The sequence below is a fragment of the Streptomyces sp. NPDC046805 genome (assembly GCF_040645355.1).
Taxonomy (GTDB): domain Bacteria; phylum Actinomycetota; class Actinomycetes; order Streptomycetales; family Streptomycetaceae; genus Streptomyces.
On sequence record NZ_JBEYYC010000002.1, the window covers coordinates 110772 to 126847 of the forward strand.

A 16076-nucleotide genomic window follows, 5' to 3' on the forward strand; every position below is an offset into this window, starting at 1 on the left:
CCGGCCGGTGCCCGGGGGAACGGAGCGGCAGCAGGAGCGGGAGCAGGATCCGGGACTTCGGTAGGAGAGCCCTGGCGACGGGGGGATGGGGCAGAGCCCGGGGCGGAGCGCAGAGGGCGAAGCTCCGCCGGGGTCTGGGGCGGAGCCCCAGGGCGGGGCGCACCCCGCCAGGGGTCTAGGGCGGACCCCCAAGGGCGGGGCGCAGGGGGCGGAGCCCCCGCCGGGGTCTGGGGCGGAGCCCCAGGGCGGGGGCGGCCTTCTGGCCTACCGAGACGGGTGGGTGGGTGGGCGAGGCCCCCCGTCAACGCCCGCGCAGCTCCCGGTACTTGGCGACCAGCGCCCGCGTCGAGTCGTCCAGTCCCTCGACCTCCGCCCCCTCGGTCAGCGCCGGCTCGACCCGCTTCGCCAGCACCTTCCCCAGCTCCACACCCCACTGGTCGAAGGAGTCGATGTTCCACACCGCGCCCTGCACGAAGACCTTGTGCTCGTACAGCGCGATGAGCTGCCCCAGAACCGACGGAGTCAACTCGCTCGCGAGGATCGTCGTCGTCGGCCGGTCCCCCCGGAACGTCTTGTGTGCCACCAGCTCCTCCGGCACCCCCTCCGCCCGCACCTCGTCCGCCGTCTTGCCGAAGGCCAGCGCCTGCGTCTGCGCGAAGAAGTTGGCCATCAACAGGTCGTGCTGCGCCTTGAGTTCGTCGCTCAGCTCGCCAACCGGCTCGGCGAAGCCGATGAAGTCCGCCGGGATCAGCTTCGTACCCTGATGGATGAGCTGGTAGTACGCGTGCTGCCCGTTCGTGCCCGGCGTGCCCCACACCACCGGCCCGGTCTGCCACTCCACCTCCTGCCCGTCCCGCGCGACGTACTTGCCGTTGGACTCCATGTCCAGCTGCTGCAGATAGGCGGTGAACTTGGACAGGTAGTGCGAGTACGGCAGCACGGCATGCGACTGGGCGTCGTGGAAGTTGCCGTACCAGATCCCCAACAGGCCCATCAGCAGCGGCACATTGGACTCGGGCGGCGCCGTGCGGAAGTGCTCGTCGACGAGCCGGAAGCCGTCGAGCATCTCCCGGAACCGGTCCGGACCGATAGCGATCATCAACGACAGCCCGATCGCGGAGTCGTACGAGTACCGGCCGCCGACCCAGTCCCAGAACTCGAACATGTTGTCCGGGTCGATGCCGAACTCGGTGACCTTCTCGGCGTTGGTCGACAGCGCCACGAAGTGCTGGGCGACGGCATCCTGACCCGCCTTCAGCCCGGTGAGCAGCCAGTTCCGCGCGGACGTCGCGTTGGTGATCGTCTCGATCGTGGTGAAGGTCTTGGACGCGACGACGAACAGGGTCTCCGCCGGGTCCAGGTCCCGTACCGCCTCGTGCAGATCGGCGCCGTCCACGTTCGACACGAAGCGGACCGTGAGGTCGCGGTCGGTGAAGCTGCGCAGCACCTCGTACGCCATCGCGGGGCCCAGGTCGGAGCCGCCGATGCCGACGTTGACGATGTTCCTGATCCGCTTGCCGGTGTGGCCGGTCCACTGGCCGGAGCGGACCCGCTCGGCGAAGTCGCTCATCTTGTCCAGCACCGCGTGCACGCCCGGGACGACGTTCTCCCCGTCGACCTCGATCACCGCGTTGCGCGGAGCGCGCAGCGCGGTGTGCAGCACCGCCCGGTCCTCGGTGACGTTGATCTTCTCGCCGCGGAACATGGCGTCCCGCAGCCCGAACACGTCGGTCGCGGCGGCCAGCTCACGCAGGCGCCGCAGCGTCTCGTCGTTGACCAGGTGCTTCGAGTAGTCGACGTACAGGTCACCGACCTGGAGCGTGTACGCGGTGCCGCGTCCCGGATCGGCGGCGAAGAGATCCCGCAGAGGGGTGTCGCCGAGTTCCTCCCGGTGCTTGGCCAGAGCGGTCCACTCGGGCGTCTGGTTGAGCCTCGTACGGCCGTCTGCGTTCATATCCGACGTCGACCTTCTTTCCTGCGCATCGTGCCCACTTCCGTCCCAACCTAGTTGATCAGCACGCGGCGCGAGCTGTCGCGGAGTCGTCCTCCCGGGCAACAACAGGTACGTCCGCCTTGCGCGCCGGTATCAACGAGGTCACCGCCACACCGAAGAGGACGGCCGCGAGCAGTGCGGGACCGTTCAGTCCCCAGACGCGGGCCGCGGCTCCGCCGAGGACGGCACCGAGCGGGGCGCCGGACGTCGAGGCCGTGCGGAAGGCGGAGGCGATGCGGCCCACCATCGCCCCGGGACTGCGTTGCTGCATGAGCGTGACCTGGTTGACGTTCCAGACCATGTTCATCGCACCGAGCAGCAGCATGCCGACAAGCAGGGCCGCCAGCTGACGGACGCAGCCGATGACCAGCAGGGCCGACGTCTGGACGCCGCCCGCCACCAGCAGGGCGCGCACACGCCCGGTGCGGCGCGCGATGCGCTGGGCGACGAAGCCGCCGGCGATGCTCCCGGCCGAGTACGCCGTCATCGCCGCCGCGTATCCGGCGTTGCCCGCGTGCAGCCAGCGGGTCACGTGCAGCACCAGCGTAGCGATCAGCGCGCCCATGCCGATGTTGCACAGCAGCGTGGCCCCGCAGGTCGCCCGCAGCGCACCGTCGCCCCACAGGGCGCGCAGCCCCTGGCCCATCTCGGTGCGCAGCGTGCTGCCCGCCGGACGCGGCTCCCGCTCCGGCGGCCGTATGCGCAGCGACGCCACCAGGGCGGCGGCCGCCAGATACGTGCCCGCGTCGGCCGCGAACGGCATGGCCGCGCCGGCCAGCAGGAGGACCGGCACGAGCGGAGCCGCGAGCAATCCGCCCGCGATCTGCTGCCCGGTCATCAGGCGGGCGTTGGCTCCGCCCAGGGCCTCGCGGTCCACGAGGGACGGCAGCAGGGCCGTGGAGGCGTTGTCGAAGAGCGTCTGGAGGGTGGTCAGCGCGAAGGCGAGCGCGAGCAGCAACGGGATCGAGGCGTGGCCGAGGCCCGCGGCCAGCGCGAAACCGGCGACGAGCAGGCCCCGTACGGTGTCCACGGCCCACATCGCCCGCCGCTGATCCGTTCGGTCCGCGACGGCGCCGCCGAGCAGTCCGAACAGGAGCCAGGGCACATAGCCGCAGGCGGTCACGGACGCGATGACGAGGGGATCGGCGGTGAGGTGCACGGCGAGCAGCGGCAGCGCGGCCGTCCGTAAGGCATCCCCGAACCGGGAGACGACGGCGGCCGTCCACAGCCGCCCGAATCCCCCGCGCCAGGCGGGCGCGCGCCCGACCGCCGTCTCGACCGCCGCCACGACTCCCCCTCACGCCGCACCCCGAACGTGCCGAAGCACCGATGCACACACCGTAAAGGGCGCCACTGACAATCGGTCCGAAGCCGGTGTCGGCAGGCCTGGGAAACAGCTCCGGGCAGGCGCCTGCGGGCACCCGGCCGGTTCTCAACTTCTAGATCTCGCCCCGCAGTTTGGCGAGCGCCTCGGCGAGGATCGCCTCGCCGTCCGCGTCGCTGCGCCGCTCCCGTACGTACGCGAGGTGGGTCTTGTACGGCTCGGTGCGCGGCGGGTCCGGCGGGTTGTCCCGGTCCTGTCCGGCCGGGAAGCCGCAGCGGGGGCAGTCCCAGGTGTCCGGAACCTGCGCGTCGCTGGCGAAACTCGGCTGAGTCTCATGCCCGTTGGCGCACCAGAAGGAGATGCGCAGGCGCGGCGCGGACTCGCCCCGCTCCGCCTCGCCCATCGGCCCCGCCCCGACCCGGCTTCCTCGGATCGCGTTGCCACTTGCCACGGTCGTAACTCCCTGCGTGATGGTGCCGCGAAGCGAGTCGGCGTTTCACTTCGCCGCGAGCGCCTCAGTCTACGTAAGGCCCAACGCGCGTCCAGTGATTGGAGTTACCGCCCCCCATACACAGACGCAAGCCCCATGATAGGCCGCGCTGATGAGCGCGTACCGAACATGGGGCCTTACGTAAGGAATGTGCGTGCCGGTGACACGCTGATCAGCTGTTCGTCAACAGCCGATCTCGCCGGCTGTACGTCGTCAGCTGTTCGTCTTCACCAGCAGGCCGAGGACGACGATGCACGCGAACCACAGCAGACCGATCGCCACGGTGATCCGGTCCAGGTTGCGCTCGGCGACCGAGGAGCCACCCACGGACGACTGCATGCCGCCACCGAACATGTCGGAGAGGCCGCCGCCCTTCCCCTTGTGCATGAGCACCAGCAGCATCAGCAGCAGGCTGAAGACGATCAGGGCGATCGAGAACCCCAAAACCACGGCTGGACCAACTCTCTCGGATTCGGATGAAACGACGGGGGCACGGTAGCTACCTACCATGCCCCCGCAAGGGTACGACGGATCCCGTCTAGCGCATACTCACTGATCCCGGAAGCGCACGATCTTGACGAACTCGTCCGTGTCCAGCGAGGCCCCGCCCACCAGGGCGCCGTCGATGTCGGCCTGGGCCATGATCTCGGCGACGTTGCCCGCCTTCACGGAGCCGCCGTACTGGATGCGGACCTTGTCGGCCACGTCCTGCGAGTACAGCTCGGCGATCCTGCCGCGGACGGCCGCGCAGACCTCCTGGGCGTCCTCCGTGCCGCAGACCTGGCCGGTGCCGATGGCCCACACGGGCTCGTACGCGATCACGATGGTCTCGACCTGCTCGGCCGGGACGTCCTTCAGGGCGCCGTCGAGCTGGGCGAGGGTGTGGGTGACGTGGTTGCCCGCCTGGCGGACGTCGAGCTCCTCGCCGACGCACAGGATCGGGGTCAGGCCGTGCTTGAGGGCGGCCTTGACCTTGGCGTTGACCACCTCGTCGGTCTCGTTGTGGTACTGACGGCGCTCGGAGTGGCCGATGACCACGTACGTGCACTTCAGCTTGGCCAGCATCGGGCCCGAGATCTCGCCGGTGTAGGCCCCGGAGTCGTGCGCCGACACGTCCTGGGCGCCGTACTTGATCTTGAGCTTGTCGCCGTCGACCAGGGTCTGCACGGAGCGCAGATCGGTGAAGGGCGGCAGGACGGCGACCTCGACGGCCTCGTAGTCCTTGTCCGACAGGGCGAAGGCGAGCTTCTGGACGTGTGCGATGGCCTCGAGGTGGTTGAGGTTCATCTTCCAGTTGCCCGCCATGATCGGCGTGCGCGTGCTCATTGAGGTCAGTCCTCCAGTGCGGCGAGGCCGGGGAGCGTCTTGCCCTCGAGGTATTCGAGGGAGGCGCCGCCACCGGTCGAGATGTGGCCGAATGCGTTCTCGTCGAAGCCGAGCGTGCGCACGGCCGCGGCGGAGTCACCGCCGCCGACGACGGTGAAACCGTCCGAGTCGACGAGAGCCCGGGCGACCGCCTTGGTGCCCTCGGCGTAGTCGGGGTGCTCGAAGACGCCCATGGGGCCGTTCCAGAAGACGGTCTCGGCGTCGGCGAGCTTCGAGGCGTACAGCTCTCGGGTCTTCGGGCCGATGTCCAGGCCCTCCTGGTCGGCGGGGATCTTGTCCGAGTCGACCACGGTGTGCTCGGTCGGCGCCTTGGTCTTGAGGTCCGGGAACTCCCGGGAGACCACGACGTCGACGGGGAGCAGCAGCTCCACGCCCTGCTTCTCGGCGCGCTCCATGTACTCCTTGACGGCCGGGATCTGGTCCTCCTGCAGGAGGGAGATGCCGACCTCGTGGCCCTTGGCCTTGAGGAAGGTGTAGGCCATGCCGCCGCCGATGAGCAGGCGGTCGGCCTTGTCGAGGAGCTTGTCGATGACGGCGAGCTTGTCGGAGACCTTGGCGCCGCCGAGCACGACGGCGTAGGGGCGCTCGACGTTCTCGGTGAGCTTCTTCAGGACGCCGACCTCGGTGGCGATGAGGTAGCCGGCGTAGTGCGGCAGGCGGGCCGGAAGGTCGTACACCGACGCGTGCTTGCGGTGGACCGCGCCGAAGCCGTCGCCGACGTAGACGTCCGCGAGGGCGGCCAGCCGGTCGGCGAACTCGCCGCGCTCGGCGTCGTCCTTGGACGTCTCTCCGGGGTTGAAGCGCAGGTTCTCGATGACCGCGACCTGGCCGGGCTCCAGGCCGTCGACGGCGGCGTGGGCGGCGGGGCCGACGGTGTCCTGGGCGAACGCGACGGGCGCGCCGAGGAGTTCACCGAGCCGCTCGGCGACGGGCAGCAGGGAGAACTCCGGGTCCGGGGCGCCCTTGGGGCGCCCCAGGTGCGAGGCCACGACGACCTTGGCGCCGGCGTCGGCAAGGGCCTTGATGGTGGGCAGCACGGCGCGGATACGGCCGTCGTCGGTGATGACACCGTCGGCGAGCGGGACGTTGAGGTCGGCGCGGACGAATACCCGCTTGCCGTCCACGCCGTCGGCGAGAAGTTCGTCGATGGTCTTCATGAGGGGGACTCCTGAGGAGGGCTCTTGACGAGGCTCTTGACGAGGGCTCTTGATCGTACGAGGGCTGACCGACCGTACGTCAGCGGCCGGTCCGCACGTGCGGCAGGGCTCGGGCGGCGCGACGGTGCGCTGCCCGAGCCCTGCTATCGCATCGAGATGCCCGCTCTGTCGGTCAGAGCTGCTCGCCGACGAATTCCGTGAGGTCGACGAGGCGGTTGGAGTAGCCCCACTCGTTGTCGTACCAGCCCAGGATCTTCACCGAGTTGCCGTCCTGGACCATGGTCAGGGACGAGTCGAAGGTGCAGGAGGCCGGGTCGCCCACGATGTCGGAGGAGACGATCGGGTCCTCGGTGTAGGCCAGGTAGCCCTTGAGGTCGCCGTCCTCGGAGGCCTTCTTGAACGCGGCGTTGACCTCGTCCTTGGTGACCTCGCGCTGCAGCTGCACGACCAGGTCGGTGGCCGAGCCGGTGGGAACCGGGACGCGCATGGCGATGCCGTCCAGCTTGCCCTTGAGCTGCGGCAGCACCAGGGCGGTGGCCTTGGCGGCGCCGGTGGTCGTCGGGATGATGTTCTCGGCGGCGGCACGCGCGCGGCGCAGGTCCTTGTGCGGGAAGTCCAGGATGCGCTGGTCGTTGGTGTACGCGTGCACGGTGGTCATCAGACCCTTGACGATGCCGAAGTTCTCGTCGAGGACCTTCGCCATCGGCGCCACACAGTTGGTGGTGCAGGAGGCGTTGGAGATGATGTTGTGCTTCGCCGGGTCGTACTTGTCCTCGTTGACGCCCATGACGATGGTGATGTCCTCTTCCTTGGCCGGAGCCGAGATGAGGACCTTCTTCGCGCCGCCGGCGAGGTGCTTGGCGGCGTCTTCCTTCTTGGTGAAGATGCCGGTCGACTCGATGACGATGTCGACGCCCAGCTCACCCCAGGGGATGTCGGCCGGGTTGCGCTCGGACAGCACCTTGATGGTGTGACCGTCGACGGTGATCGTGTCGGCGGTGTGCGAGACCTCCTGCTTCAGGCGGCCCAGGATGGTGTCGTACTTCAGCAGATGTGCGGTGGTGGCGGTGTCACCCAGGTCGTTGACAGCCACGATCTCAATGTCTGCACCCTGCTCCAGCAGCGCGCGGAAGTAGTTACGACCGATGCGGCCAAAGCCGTTGATGCCTACGCGGATCGTCACGAACCGATCTCCTCGTTGGTACGCCGGCTTGTGCGCCGGCGAGCTGTATGGGATGTCCCCGACCACCCACGACCCTACCCCTCTGAGGCCCCTGGAGTGACATCGAGATGCCGCATACACGGGCAGGCGGTCCGTACCCGCCAGTAGGGGTACGGACCGTCCGGGGTCGGGCACTGAATCGCCCTGTTTTGCTATGGATTGACGGTGCCCGTTGGCGCCGTTTTCACTCGTTCGTGAGCGGGTCGGCTCACCTGTCGAGTGACGCCAGCGCCTTCCTCAGCAGTGCCGTGCGATCAGCCGCCGCCGGGACCTGTTCGAGGCCGAAGCCGAGCAGCACGGTCCGGTCGGTCGTGACCGCCCCGTATGTCTGGAACAGGACCCCGGTGCGCGCCCAGTCCTTGAGGACCGCCGGGCTGCCCGCGGGCGGTCCGGCCGCGCTCCAGGCGCCCAGCGACGTCTCGAAGCCCTCGGTCTCCCTGGCCGCGCCGCCGACGACGAGCGAGGCGTCGTCGGCGAGGACGCCGTGGCCGCCGGTGCCCGGGTCGGTGATGTAGCTGATCGAGACCTCCACCGACTTCCCGGCGTAGGCGCTCAGGTCGAAGGTCACCGGCTGCCAGCCGCTGGAACTGCCGGTGAGGCTGTTCCAGGAGCCGGTGGAGCCGGTCGCCGTGCAGCCGTTGTTCGCGAGCGTCAGGTAGTGCCGCAGCCACGGGTGCTCGTTGATCAGGAATCCGGCCCCGCACTCGGTCGGCACGGTGGTGCGGGTGGCACCACCCGCCTCCGGGAGCGTCGTCCAGTCGTCGGCCCCGGTGGTGTGGACCTCGACGACCGCGTGGTCGTAGCCGGGCTCGGTGTCCCACAGCAGCCGGGTACGCAGGGCCGGCTGGTCGGCGGCGCCGACTCCGGTGAGGTCGACGGTGCGGGTGAGGCGCTTGTAGGCGTCGTCGGTGTGCACGGCCGCGGCCATGTACGAACCGGTGTACGGCCCGTACGGGTTGACGGTCCCGCTGAACTGACCCGCGCCCGCACTGGCGAACTGCGGGTAGGAGGCGACGGGCAGTTCGTCGGAGGTGACCGCGTAGGTGCCGGCCTTGTCGAGCGGGTTGCCGGGGGCGTCGCCGAGGGCACCGGTGAAGCCGTCCAGCGCGCCGGAGCCGGTGAAGCCGGTGGCGCCCGGGGACGACGTACGGGAGTAGGCGCCCAGGTAGTACTGGCTGAAGTCGTCGGTCAGGGTGCCGCCGCCGAGGTCGACGTCGCCGCCGGCCAGCTCGCCCGCCTCGATCAGCCTGCCGCCCTCGTTGAGGTAGGCGCGCAGCTGGAGTTGGGTGGCGTTGCCCGGGCCGTTCGTGCCCGAGTAGTGGACGACGGTCCCGAAGTGCTTCAGGACGCCGAGCGCGTCGGGGGCGCCCTGCGTGGCGACGTCCCAGACGATCGCCGTGCGGCCGTCGGCCTTCAGCGCGTCCACGTACGTCTGCGCGTGCGTGGCCGCCGCGCCCTCCTCCGCGACGACGAGGGTGTCGGCCTTGGGCCGCGGGGCCGCCGTGTACGTGAAGTGCTCGCTGGAGGTGGGCTTTCCGGCCTTCGTGTCACCGGTGAACCAGACCTCGACCCTGTCGCCGGGGCCGGCGCCGTGGACCTTGGCCCGGTACTCGTCGAAGTAGAGGTCGTCCCGACCGCCGTAGGTCCGACCGCCCTTCCAGGTCCGCAGCGCCTGCTCCTGTGTACGGCCGTGGCCGACGCGGTACTTGAGCTCCTTGTCGCGCACCGACTTCCGAACGACGACGGAGACTTCCTGGTCGCCACCGCGCGCGTACGACGTGGAGAACGCGGCCGGGGTGAAGTCCGCGGCGCTCAATCCGACGGGGGAGACCGGCTGGTCCGGGTGGACGGCGGTCTCGGCGACGGAGAGCGCGAACGGGATGTTCTTCGCGAACTCCTGCTGGATCAGCTTCTCGTCGTCGGGGAAGTTGAAGACCGACCGGCAGTCGGAGGCGTTCCAGGTGTCTCCCGGGTCGATGTTCGACGCGGTCTGGCAGGTCGACATCTCGGGGGTGAACATCGCCATGCCGTTGACGTTCGACGCGTGGCCGTCCGCCTCGCCGTTGGTGGTGTACAGCTCCGAGGAGACCTGCGAACGGTAGCCGGGGATGGCCGGGTTGTCCGGGGTGCCCGCGAGCGCCTTGTACAGGACGTCGTCCGGGGTCGGGGTCGCCACCTGCCAGCCGACGCCGTAGAGGAGGAGTTGGGCCGCGGAGTGGTAGTTGATGCCGTAGGTGAAGCCGATGCGCTTCTCGAAGGCGTCGAGCGCCTTGGTCTCCGGCTCGGACCCCGGGCTCGCGCCGCGGTAGGTCTCGCTGGTCGGGTTGGGTGACGAACCCTCGTCGTCGTAGCCCCACTTGTAGGCGAAGTTGCGGTTGAGGTCGACGCCGTCGCCGGTGGCGATCACGCCGTCGCCGTTGACGTCCCGCAGGTTCTTGCGCCAGAGGCGGGTGCCGGAGTTCCGGAAGGTGTAGTCGTAGCCGTCGGGGTTGGCCGAGAGGACGAACCACAGCTCGGTCGAGTCGACGATCTTCTTGATCCGCCGGTCCGTCTTGTAGTGGCCCAGGTAGTAGTGCATCAGACGCCGGGTCATCTCGGGCGTGATCCACTCGCGCGCGTGCTGGTTGGAGACGTACAGCACCGAGGGCTTGGAGCCGTCCTGCGACTTCTTGGCGTTCTTGGTCAGTTTGAGCGCGAGGATGTCCTGGCCGTCGAGCGTCTTGCCGATGGACTCGACCTTCGTGAGGTCGGGGTGGGCCTGCCCGGTCCTGACGACCTCCTCTTCGAGGCCGCCGCTGCCGCTGTACGGGCGGAACACCCCCTGGGACGCGCCCGCGACGCGTGCCTCGGCCCGCGCCGACAGGGTGTGCTCGGTGAGGTCGACGCCCTGCTTCTCGAGCTTCTTCGCCTGCTTGTCGGTGAGATAGACCTCGACTGGGCCGCGGCCCTTCCGGGCCATCTGCTCGCCGAGTTCACGGGCGTCCTGTCCGGCCTTGAGCAGCAGGGGTATCTGCTTGCGGGTGACGTCGGCGCGGAAGACCTTGACCTCGTCGGGGCCGGAGGCCGCGGGGTGTCCGCTCTGTGCCTGGGCGATGGGTGCAAGGCTCGCTCCGCCGAGCAGGAGCGCGCCGACAGCGAGGATCGATCTCGCTCTGTGTCTCATGAACCCCCCTAGCGTGGCCCGCCACCGTGGCGAGCTCATGCCAGGCTCATGACAGTTCGTGATCGAGTCAAGAGTGCCTCATGGATACGCAAAACCGGTGCCGACGCCCCAAGTGGGCGTCGGCACCGGCGAGTTGAGCGACCGTAGGTCAGCCGACCAGGTTGTCGGCCATCTCCTCGGTGAGGTTGGCCTCGGTCCCCGGGATGCCCAGGTCGGAGGCGCGCTTGTCGGCCATCGCGAGCAGACGGCGGATACGGCCGGCGACGGCGTCCTTGGTCAGCGGCGGGTCGGCGAGGGCGCCCAGCTCCTCCAGGGATGCCTGCTTGTGCTCCATGCGCAGCCGGCCGGCGGCCGCGAGGTGCTCGGGGACGTCGTCGGCGAGGATCTCCAGCGCGCGCTGCACCCGGGCGCCGGCGGCGACGGCGGCGCGGGCCGAGCGGCGCAGATTGGCGTCGTCGAAGTTGGCGAGCCGGTTGGCCGTGGCGCGGACCTCGCGGCGCATCCGGCGCTCCTCCCAGGCCAGCACGGACTCGTGTGCGCCGAGGCGGGTCAGCAGGGCGCCGATCGCGTCACCGTCGCGGACCACGACCCGGTCCACGCCCCGCACCTCCCGGGCCTTCGCGGCGATCGACAGCCGCCGGGCCGCGCCGACCAGGGCGAGCGCGGCCTCGGGACCCGGGCAGGTCACCTCCAGGGACGAGGACCGACCCGGCTCGGTCAGCGAGCCGTGCGCCAGGAAGGCGCCGCGCCAGGCCGCCTCCGCGTCACAGGTGGCCCCGGAGACCACCTGCGGGGGCAGACCGCGGATCGGGCGACCCCGCCCGTCGACGAGCCCGGTCTGCCGGGCCAGCTGGTCTCCGCCCGCGACGACGCGTACGACGTAGCGCGAACCGCGGCGCAGGCCGCCGGGCGCCATCACGATCAGTTCGGAGCTGTGGCCGAAGATCTCCAGGATGTCCCGCTTGAGGCGCCGGGCGGCCATCGCCGTGTCCAGCTCCGCCTCGATCACGATGCGCCCGCTCACCAGGTGAAGGCCGCCGGCGAACCGCAGGACGGCGGAGACCTCCGCCTTCCTGCAGCAGGTCCGGGTGACGGGGAGCCGAGAGATCTCGTCCTTCACCGCTGCCGTCATCGCCATGGGCCGATCCTTCCATGCATCCGAAAAATACGGTCGTACGCGGCGGCCAACAGCTCCGGGTCATGCCGGGGGGAACCGTCGGGCCTGGCCACCGGCGCCAGCTCGACCGCGGCTCCGAACCGCTTGGCGGCCTCGGTGAGCGATTCGCGGTCGGGCACGGCGGCCTCGTCGGCCAGCACCACGTCCAGGGCGAGTTTAGGGGCGTGTCGCCCCAAAACCTCCAAATGACGCTGCGGGGAGAAGCCCTCGGTTTCGCCCGGCTGCGGGGCGAGGTTCAGGGAGAGAACCCGGCGCGCCTTCGTCGCCGTGAGGGCGTTCAGGAGTTCGGGGACCAGCAGGTGCGGCATGACCGAGGAGAACCAGGAGCCGGGACCGAGCACCACCCAGTCCGCGTCCAGGACCGCCTCGACGGCCTCCGGAACGGCGGGCGGGTCGTGCGGGACGACGTTCACCGACTGCACCTCGCCGGGCGTGAGGGCGACGGTCGCCTGCCCGCGCACCGTGTCCACCTCCTCCGGCCGGGCCGGGTCGTGCCCCTTGACCAGCGCCTGGAGCTCCAGCGGTACGGCCGACATGGGCAGCACTCGGCCGTGCGCGCCCAGCAGCTTGCCGACCAGGTCCAGGGCCTTGACGTGGTCGCCGAGCTGTTCCCACAGGGCGACGATCAGCACGTTGCCCACCGCGTGGTCGTGCAGATCGCCCTGGGACTGGAAGCGGTGCTGGATCACGCGGGCCCAGGTCTGGCCCCAGTCGTCGTCGCCGCACAGGGCTGCGAGGGCCTTGCGCAGATCGCCCGGCGGAAGCACGCCGAGCTCGTCGCGCAGGCGCCCGCTGGAGCCGCCGTCGTCGGCCACGGTGACCACGGCGGTGAGGTCGCCGGTGATCCGGCGCAGGGCGGCGAGCGAGGCCGACAGACCCATGCCGCCGCCGAGGGCGACCACCTTGGGCTGCGCGCCACGCCGCCGTGGCCGGGCGCCGCGCGCCTCGACGGGGCGGCTCGCGCGTGCCTCGGGCACCATCCGGCGCAGCATGCTCAGCCGCGGAGTACGTCCTGTCATTCCCGTCCCATGTCCCGGTGGACGACCACCGTCTCCACGCCCTCGGCCGCGAGCCGCGCGGCGAGCTTCTCCGACATGGCCACCGAGCGGTGCTTGCCGCCCGTACAGCCGATGGCGATCGTCACATAGCGCTTGCCCTCACGGCGATAGCCCGCCGCGATGAGACGCAGCAGCTCGGCGTACCGGTCGAGGAACTCCTTGGCGCCGGGCTGGTTGAAGACGTAGGCGGCGACCTCCTCGTTGCGGCCGGTGTAGGGGCGCAGCTCCGGGACCCAGTGCGGGTTGGGCAGGAAGCGCATGTCCGCGACCAGGTCGGCGTCGACCGGGAGGCCGTACTTGAAGCCGAACGACATCACGGTGGCCCGCAGCTCTGGCTCCTCGTCGCCGGCGAACTGGGCGTCCATCTTGGCGCGCAGCTCGTGCACGTTGAGGCTGGAGGTGTCGATCACCAGGTCGGCGTCGCCGCGCAGCTCGCGCAGCAGCTCGCGCTCGGCCGCGATGCCGTCGACGATGCGGCCGTCGCCCTGGAGGGGGTGCGGGCGGCGCACCGACTCGAAGCGGCGCACCAGGGCCTCGTCGGAGGACTCCAGGAAGACGATCCGCCGGGTGACGCCCCGGGTGTCGAGGTCGGCGAGGGACTCGCGCAGGTTGTCGAAGAAGCGGCGCCCGCGGACGTCGACGACGACCGCGATCCGCGCCACGTTGCCCTGGGAGCGGGCGCCGAGCTCCACCATGGTGGGGATGAGGGCGGGCGGCAGGTTGTCGACGACGAACCAGCCGAGGTCCTCCAGACACTTGGCGGCCGTCGACCGGCCCGCTCCGGACATGCCGGAGATGATCACCAGTTCGGGGATGTCCGGAGCGGAGACCCCGGCTGTCGTGGCGTCCGTACTCACCTGTACTCCGTCTTCCTGGACCGTCGGCCCCTCGGCTTCCCGCGCCGTCGGCCCTTCCGCGGTCGGCGGCCGCGACTCGTCCCGGACCGCGTCCCCGGTCGCCTGATCCCGCTCCTTCGCGGGCCGCGCGTGGGTCCGATCCGGCTCTGCGCCGGGCTGCGCCTCGTGCTCGGTCATGTCTCCTGCCCCCGTCGTTCGTCCGGGGTGCCCGCGGGTACGGGCTCCCCTGGGGAATCCGGCGCCGTCGCGGGTTCCCCGTCATCCATGATCTCTCCGGTCGCCATGTTGACGGCGGGTGCGGCCGGGGGCGCCGAGGCGAGGGCCGCGGCGATCGTCTCGGCGCTCTTCTGGCCTATGCCGGGCACCTCGCGGATCTGGTCGACGGTGGCGGCGCGCAGTTTCTTCAGCGAGCCGAAGTGCTTGAGCAGCGCCTGTTTCCGGGCGTCGCCGAGGCCCGGAACGTCGTCCAGGGGGCTGGAGCGCAGACGCTTGGCGCGCTTGGCCCGCTGGTAGGTGATCGCGAAGCGGTGCGCCTCGTCGCGGACGCGCTGGAGCAGGTAGAGGCCCTCGCTGGTGCGGGGCAGCACCAACGGGTCGTCGTCCTCCGGAACCCATACCTCCTCCAGGCGCTTGGCGAGTCCGCAGACGGCGATGTCGTCGATGCCGAGCTCGTCCAGGGCCCGCTTGGCGGCCGCGACCTGCGGCCGGCCGCCGTCGACGACGACGAGCTGGGGCGGATAGGCGAACTTCCTGGGCCGGCCGTCGGCGTCCTTCAGACCGCCCTCGCCCGATCCGCCCTCGCCGTCACCCTGGAAGGCGGCCTCGCCGTCCGGCCACTCCCCCGTCTTCTCCTTCTCGGCGAGGTAGCGCCTGAAGCGGCGGGTGATCACCTCGTGCATGGAGCGGACGTCGTCCTGACCGGCGAATCCCTTGATCTGGAAGCGCCGGTACTCGCTCTTGCGCTGGAGGCCGTCCTCGAAGACGACCATGGACGCGACCACGTCGTCGCCCTGGAGGTGCGAGATGTCGTAGCACTCGATCCGGAGCGGGGCGCTGTCCAGGTCGAGGGCGTCCGCGATCTCCTCCAGCGCGCGCGAGCGCGTGGTCAGGTCGGAGGCGCGCTTGGTCTTGTGCAGGACGAGCGCCTGCTGGGCGTTGCGCTCGACCGTCTCCATCAGGGCCCTCTTGTCGCCGCGCTGCGGCACGCGCAGGGAGACGTTCGAGCCGCGACGCCCGGCCAGCCACTCCTGGACCGGCTCCAGCGGCTCGGGCAGGGCGGGTACCAGGACCTCCTTGGGAACGGCGTCCCCGCTCTCCTCGCCGTACAGCTGCTGCAGGGCGTGCTCGACGAGGGCGGCGGTGCTGATCTCCTCGACCTTGTCGGTCACCCAGCCGCGCTGGCCGCGGACGCGGCCCCCGCGCACGTGGAAGATCTGCACGGCCGCCTCCAGCTCGTCCTCGGCGACGGCGATCAGGTCGGCGTCGGTCGCGTCGGCGAGCACGACGGCGTTCTTCTCCATGGCCTTCTTCAGGGCCCCGATGTCGTCGCGCAGGCGGGCGGCCCGCTCGTACTCCATCGCGTCGGCCGCCTCCGCCATCTGCTTCTCGAGACGGCGCAGGTACGTCCCCGTGCGGCCGCCCATGAAGTCGCAGAACTCCTCGGCCAGCTCCCGGTGCTCCTCGGCCGAGACCCGGCCGACACAGGGGGCGGAGCACTTGCCGATGTACCCGAGCAGGCAGGGACGGCCGGTGCGGGCGGCGTTCTTGAAGACGCCGGCCGAGCAGGTCCGCAGCGGGAAGACGCGCAGCATCAGGTCGACCGTGTCACGGATCGCCCACGCGTGCCCGTACGGCCCGAAGTACCTGACGCCCTTCTTCTTGTGACCGCGCATCACCTGCGCGCGCGGGAACTCCTCGTTCATCGTGACGGCGAGGTACGGGTAGCTCTTGTCGTCGCGGTACTTGACGTTGAACCGGGGGTCGAACTCCTTGATCCAGGAGTACTCCAGCTGCAGTGCCTCGACCTCCGTGGACACGACGGTCCACTCCACGGACGCGGCCGTGGTGACCATCGTGCGGGTGCGCGGATGGAGGTTCGCCAAGTCCTGGAAATAGTTCCCCAGCCGCTGGCGCAGGCTCTTCGCCTTACCGACGTAGATCACCCGGCCGTGCGCGTCACGGAACTTGTACACCCCGGGGGAGTCCGGGATCTCTCCCGGCTTGGGGCGGTAGCTGGAGGGGTCGGCCAT

Annotated in this window: 12 protein-coding genes; all 12 read right to left on the reverse strand. The window is 70.3% G+C overall.

From position 1 onward, the window contains the following. Positions 1-301: 301 nt before the first annotated feature. The 12 genes from pgi to uvrC all read right to left on the reverse strand — a co-directional run bounded on the left by pgi (position 302) and on the right by uvrC (position 16076). A complete protein-coding gene (pgi, locus tag ABZ910_RS03275) occupies positions 302-1954 on the reverse strand; it encodes a glucose-6-phosphate isomerase (protein ID WP_361358386.1) in 1653 nt (550 codons plus the stop codon). A 58-nt stretch (positions 1955-2012) separates the two neighbouring features. Next, positions 2013-3281: an MFS transporter gene (locus ABZ910_RS03280; RefSeq protein ID WP_361358389.1), complete on the reverse strand. Its 1269-nt coding sequence runs from the start codon at positions 3279-3281 to the stop codon at positions 2013-2015. A gap of 151 nt (positions 3282-3432) precedes the next feature. Then, a complete protein-coding gene (locus tag ABZ910_RS03285; protein WP_361358391.1) occupies positions 3433-3768 on the reverse strand; it encodes an RNA polymerase-binding protein RbpA in 336 nt (111 codons plus the stop codon). A gap of 252 nt (positions 3769-4020) precedes the next feature. Beyond that, a complete protein-coding gene (secG, locus tag ABZ910_RS03290; protein WP_361358394.1) occupies positions 4021-4257 on the reverse strand; it encodes a preprotein translocase subunit SecG in 237 nt (78 codons plus the stop codon). Positions 4258-4356: 99 nt separating this feature from the next. Further along, positions 4357-5133, reverse strand: coding sequence for a triose-phosphate isomerase (gene tpiA / locus ABZ910_RS03295; protein ID WP_361358397.1), 777 nt, complete (start codon positions 5131-5133; stop codon positions 4357-4359). A 5-nt stretch (positions 5134-5138) separates the two neighbouring features. After that, positions 5139-6350 carry a phosphoglycerate kinase gene (locus tag ABZ910_RS03300; RefSeq protein WP_361358399.1) on the reverse strand — a complete coding sequence of 404 codons (1212 nt, stop codon included), beginning with the start codon at positions 6348-6350 and terminating at the stop codon, positions 5139-5141. A 172-nt stretch (positions 6351-6522) separates the two neighbouring features. Further along, on the reverse strand, positions 6523-7533 hold the full coding sequence (gene gap, locus ABZ910_RS03305; RefSeq protein WP_361358402.1) for a type I glyceraldehyde-3-phosphate dehydrogenase: 1011 nt from the start codon (positions 7531-7533) through the stop codon (positions 6523-6525). A 247-nt stretch (positions 7534-7780) separates the two neighbouring features. Next, positions 7781-10735, reverse strand: coding sequence for a M14 family zinc carboxypeptidase (locus ABZ910_RS03310; RefSeq protein WP_361358405.1), 2955 nt, complete (start codon positions 10733-10735; stop codon positions 7781-7783). A gap of 148 nt (positions 10736-10883) precedes the next feature. Then, positions 10884-11873: a DNA-binding protein WhiA gene (whiA, locus tag ABZ910_RS03315; protein WP_361358408.1), complete on the reverse strand. Its 990-nt coding sequence runs from the start codon at positions 11871-11873 to the stop codon at positions 10884-10886. Then, positions 11864-12931: a uridine diphosphate-N-acetylglucosamine-binding protein YvcK gene (gene yvcK / locus ABZ910_RS03320; RefSeq protein ID WP_361358411.1), complete on the reverse strand. Its 1068-nt coding sequence runs from the start codon at positions 12929-12931 to the stop codon at positions 11864-11866. Before yvcK ends, whiA begins: the two co-directional genes overlap by 10 nt. After that, positions 12928-14004 (reverse strand): RNase adapter RapZ, encoded by a 1077-nt coding sequence (rapZ, locus tag ABZ910_RS03325; protein WP_361358414.1) that lies wholly within the window; start codon positions 14002-14004, stop codon positions 12928-12930. The genes yvcK and rapZ overlap by 4 nt, the downstream gene beginning before the upstream one ends. Next, a complete protein-coding gene (gene uvrC / locus ABZ910_RS03330) occupies positions 14001-16076 on the reverse strand; it encodes an excinuclease ABC subunit UvrC (RefSeq protein ID WP_361358417.1) in 2076 nt (691 codons plus the stop codon). The genes rapZ and uvrC overlap by 4 nt, the downstream gene beginning before the upstream one ends.

Excerpts from the sequence above, each read along its gene's own strand:
- pgi (WP_361358386.1), bottom strand. The coding sequence starts at position 1,954 with ATGAACGCAGACGGCCGTACGAGGCTCAACCAGACGCCCGAGTGGACC.
- tpiA (WP_361358397.1), bottom strand. The coding sequence starts at position 5,133 with ATGAGCACGCGCACGCCGATCATGGCGGGCAACTGGAAGATGAACCTC.
- ABZ910_RS03300 (WP_361358399.1), bottom strand. The coding sequence starts at position 6,350 with ATGAAGACCATCGACGAACTTCTCGCCGACGGCGTGGACGGCAAGCGG.
- ABZ910_RS03310 (WP_361358405.1), bottom strand. The coding sequence starts at position 10,735 with ATGAGACACAGAGCGAGATCGATCCTCGCTGTCGGCGCGCTCCTGCTC.
- whiA (WP_361358408.1), bottom strand. The coding sequence starts at position 11,873 with ATGGCGATGACGGCAGCGGTGAAGGACGAGATCTCTCGGCTCCCCGTC.
- yvcK (WP_361358411.1), bottom strand. The coding sequence starts at position 12,931 with ATGACAGGACGTACTCCGCGGCTGAGCATGCTGCGCCGGATGGTGCCC.
- rapZ (WP_361358414.1), bottom strand. The coding sequence starts at position 14,004 with ATGACCGAGCACGAGGCGCAGCCCGGCGCAGAGCCGGATCGGACCCAC.
- uvrC (WP_361358417.1), bottom strand. The coding sequence starts at position 16,076 with ATGGCCGACCCCTCCAGCTACCGCCCCAAGCCGGGAGAGATCCCGGAC.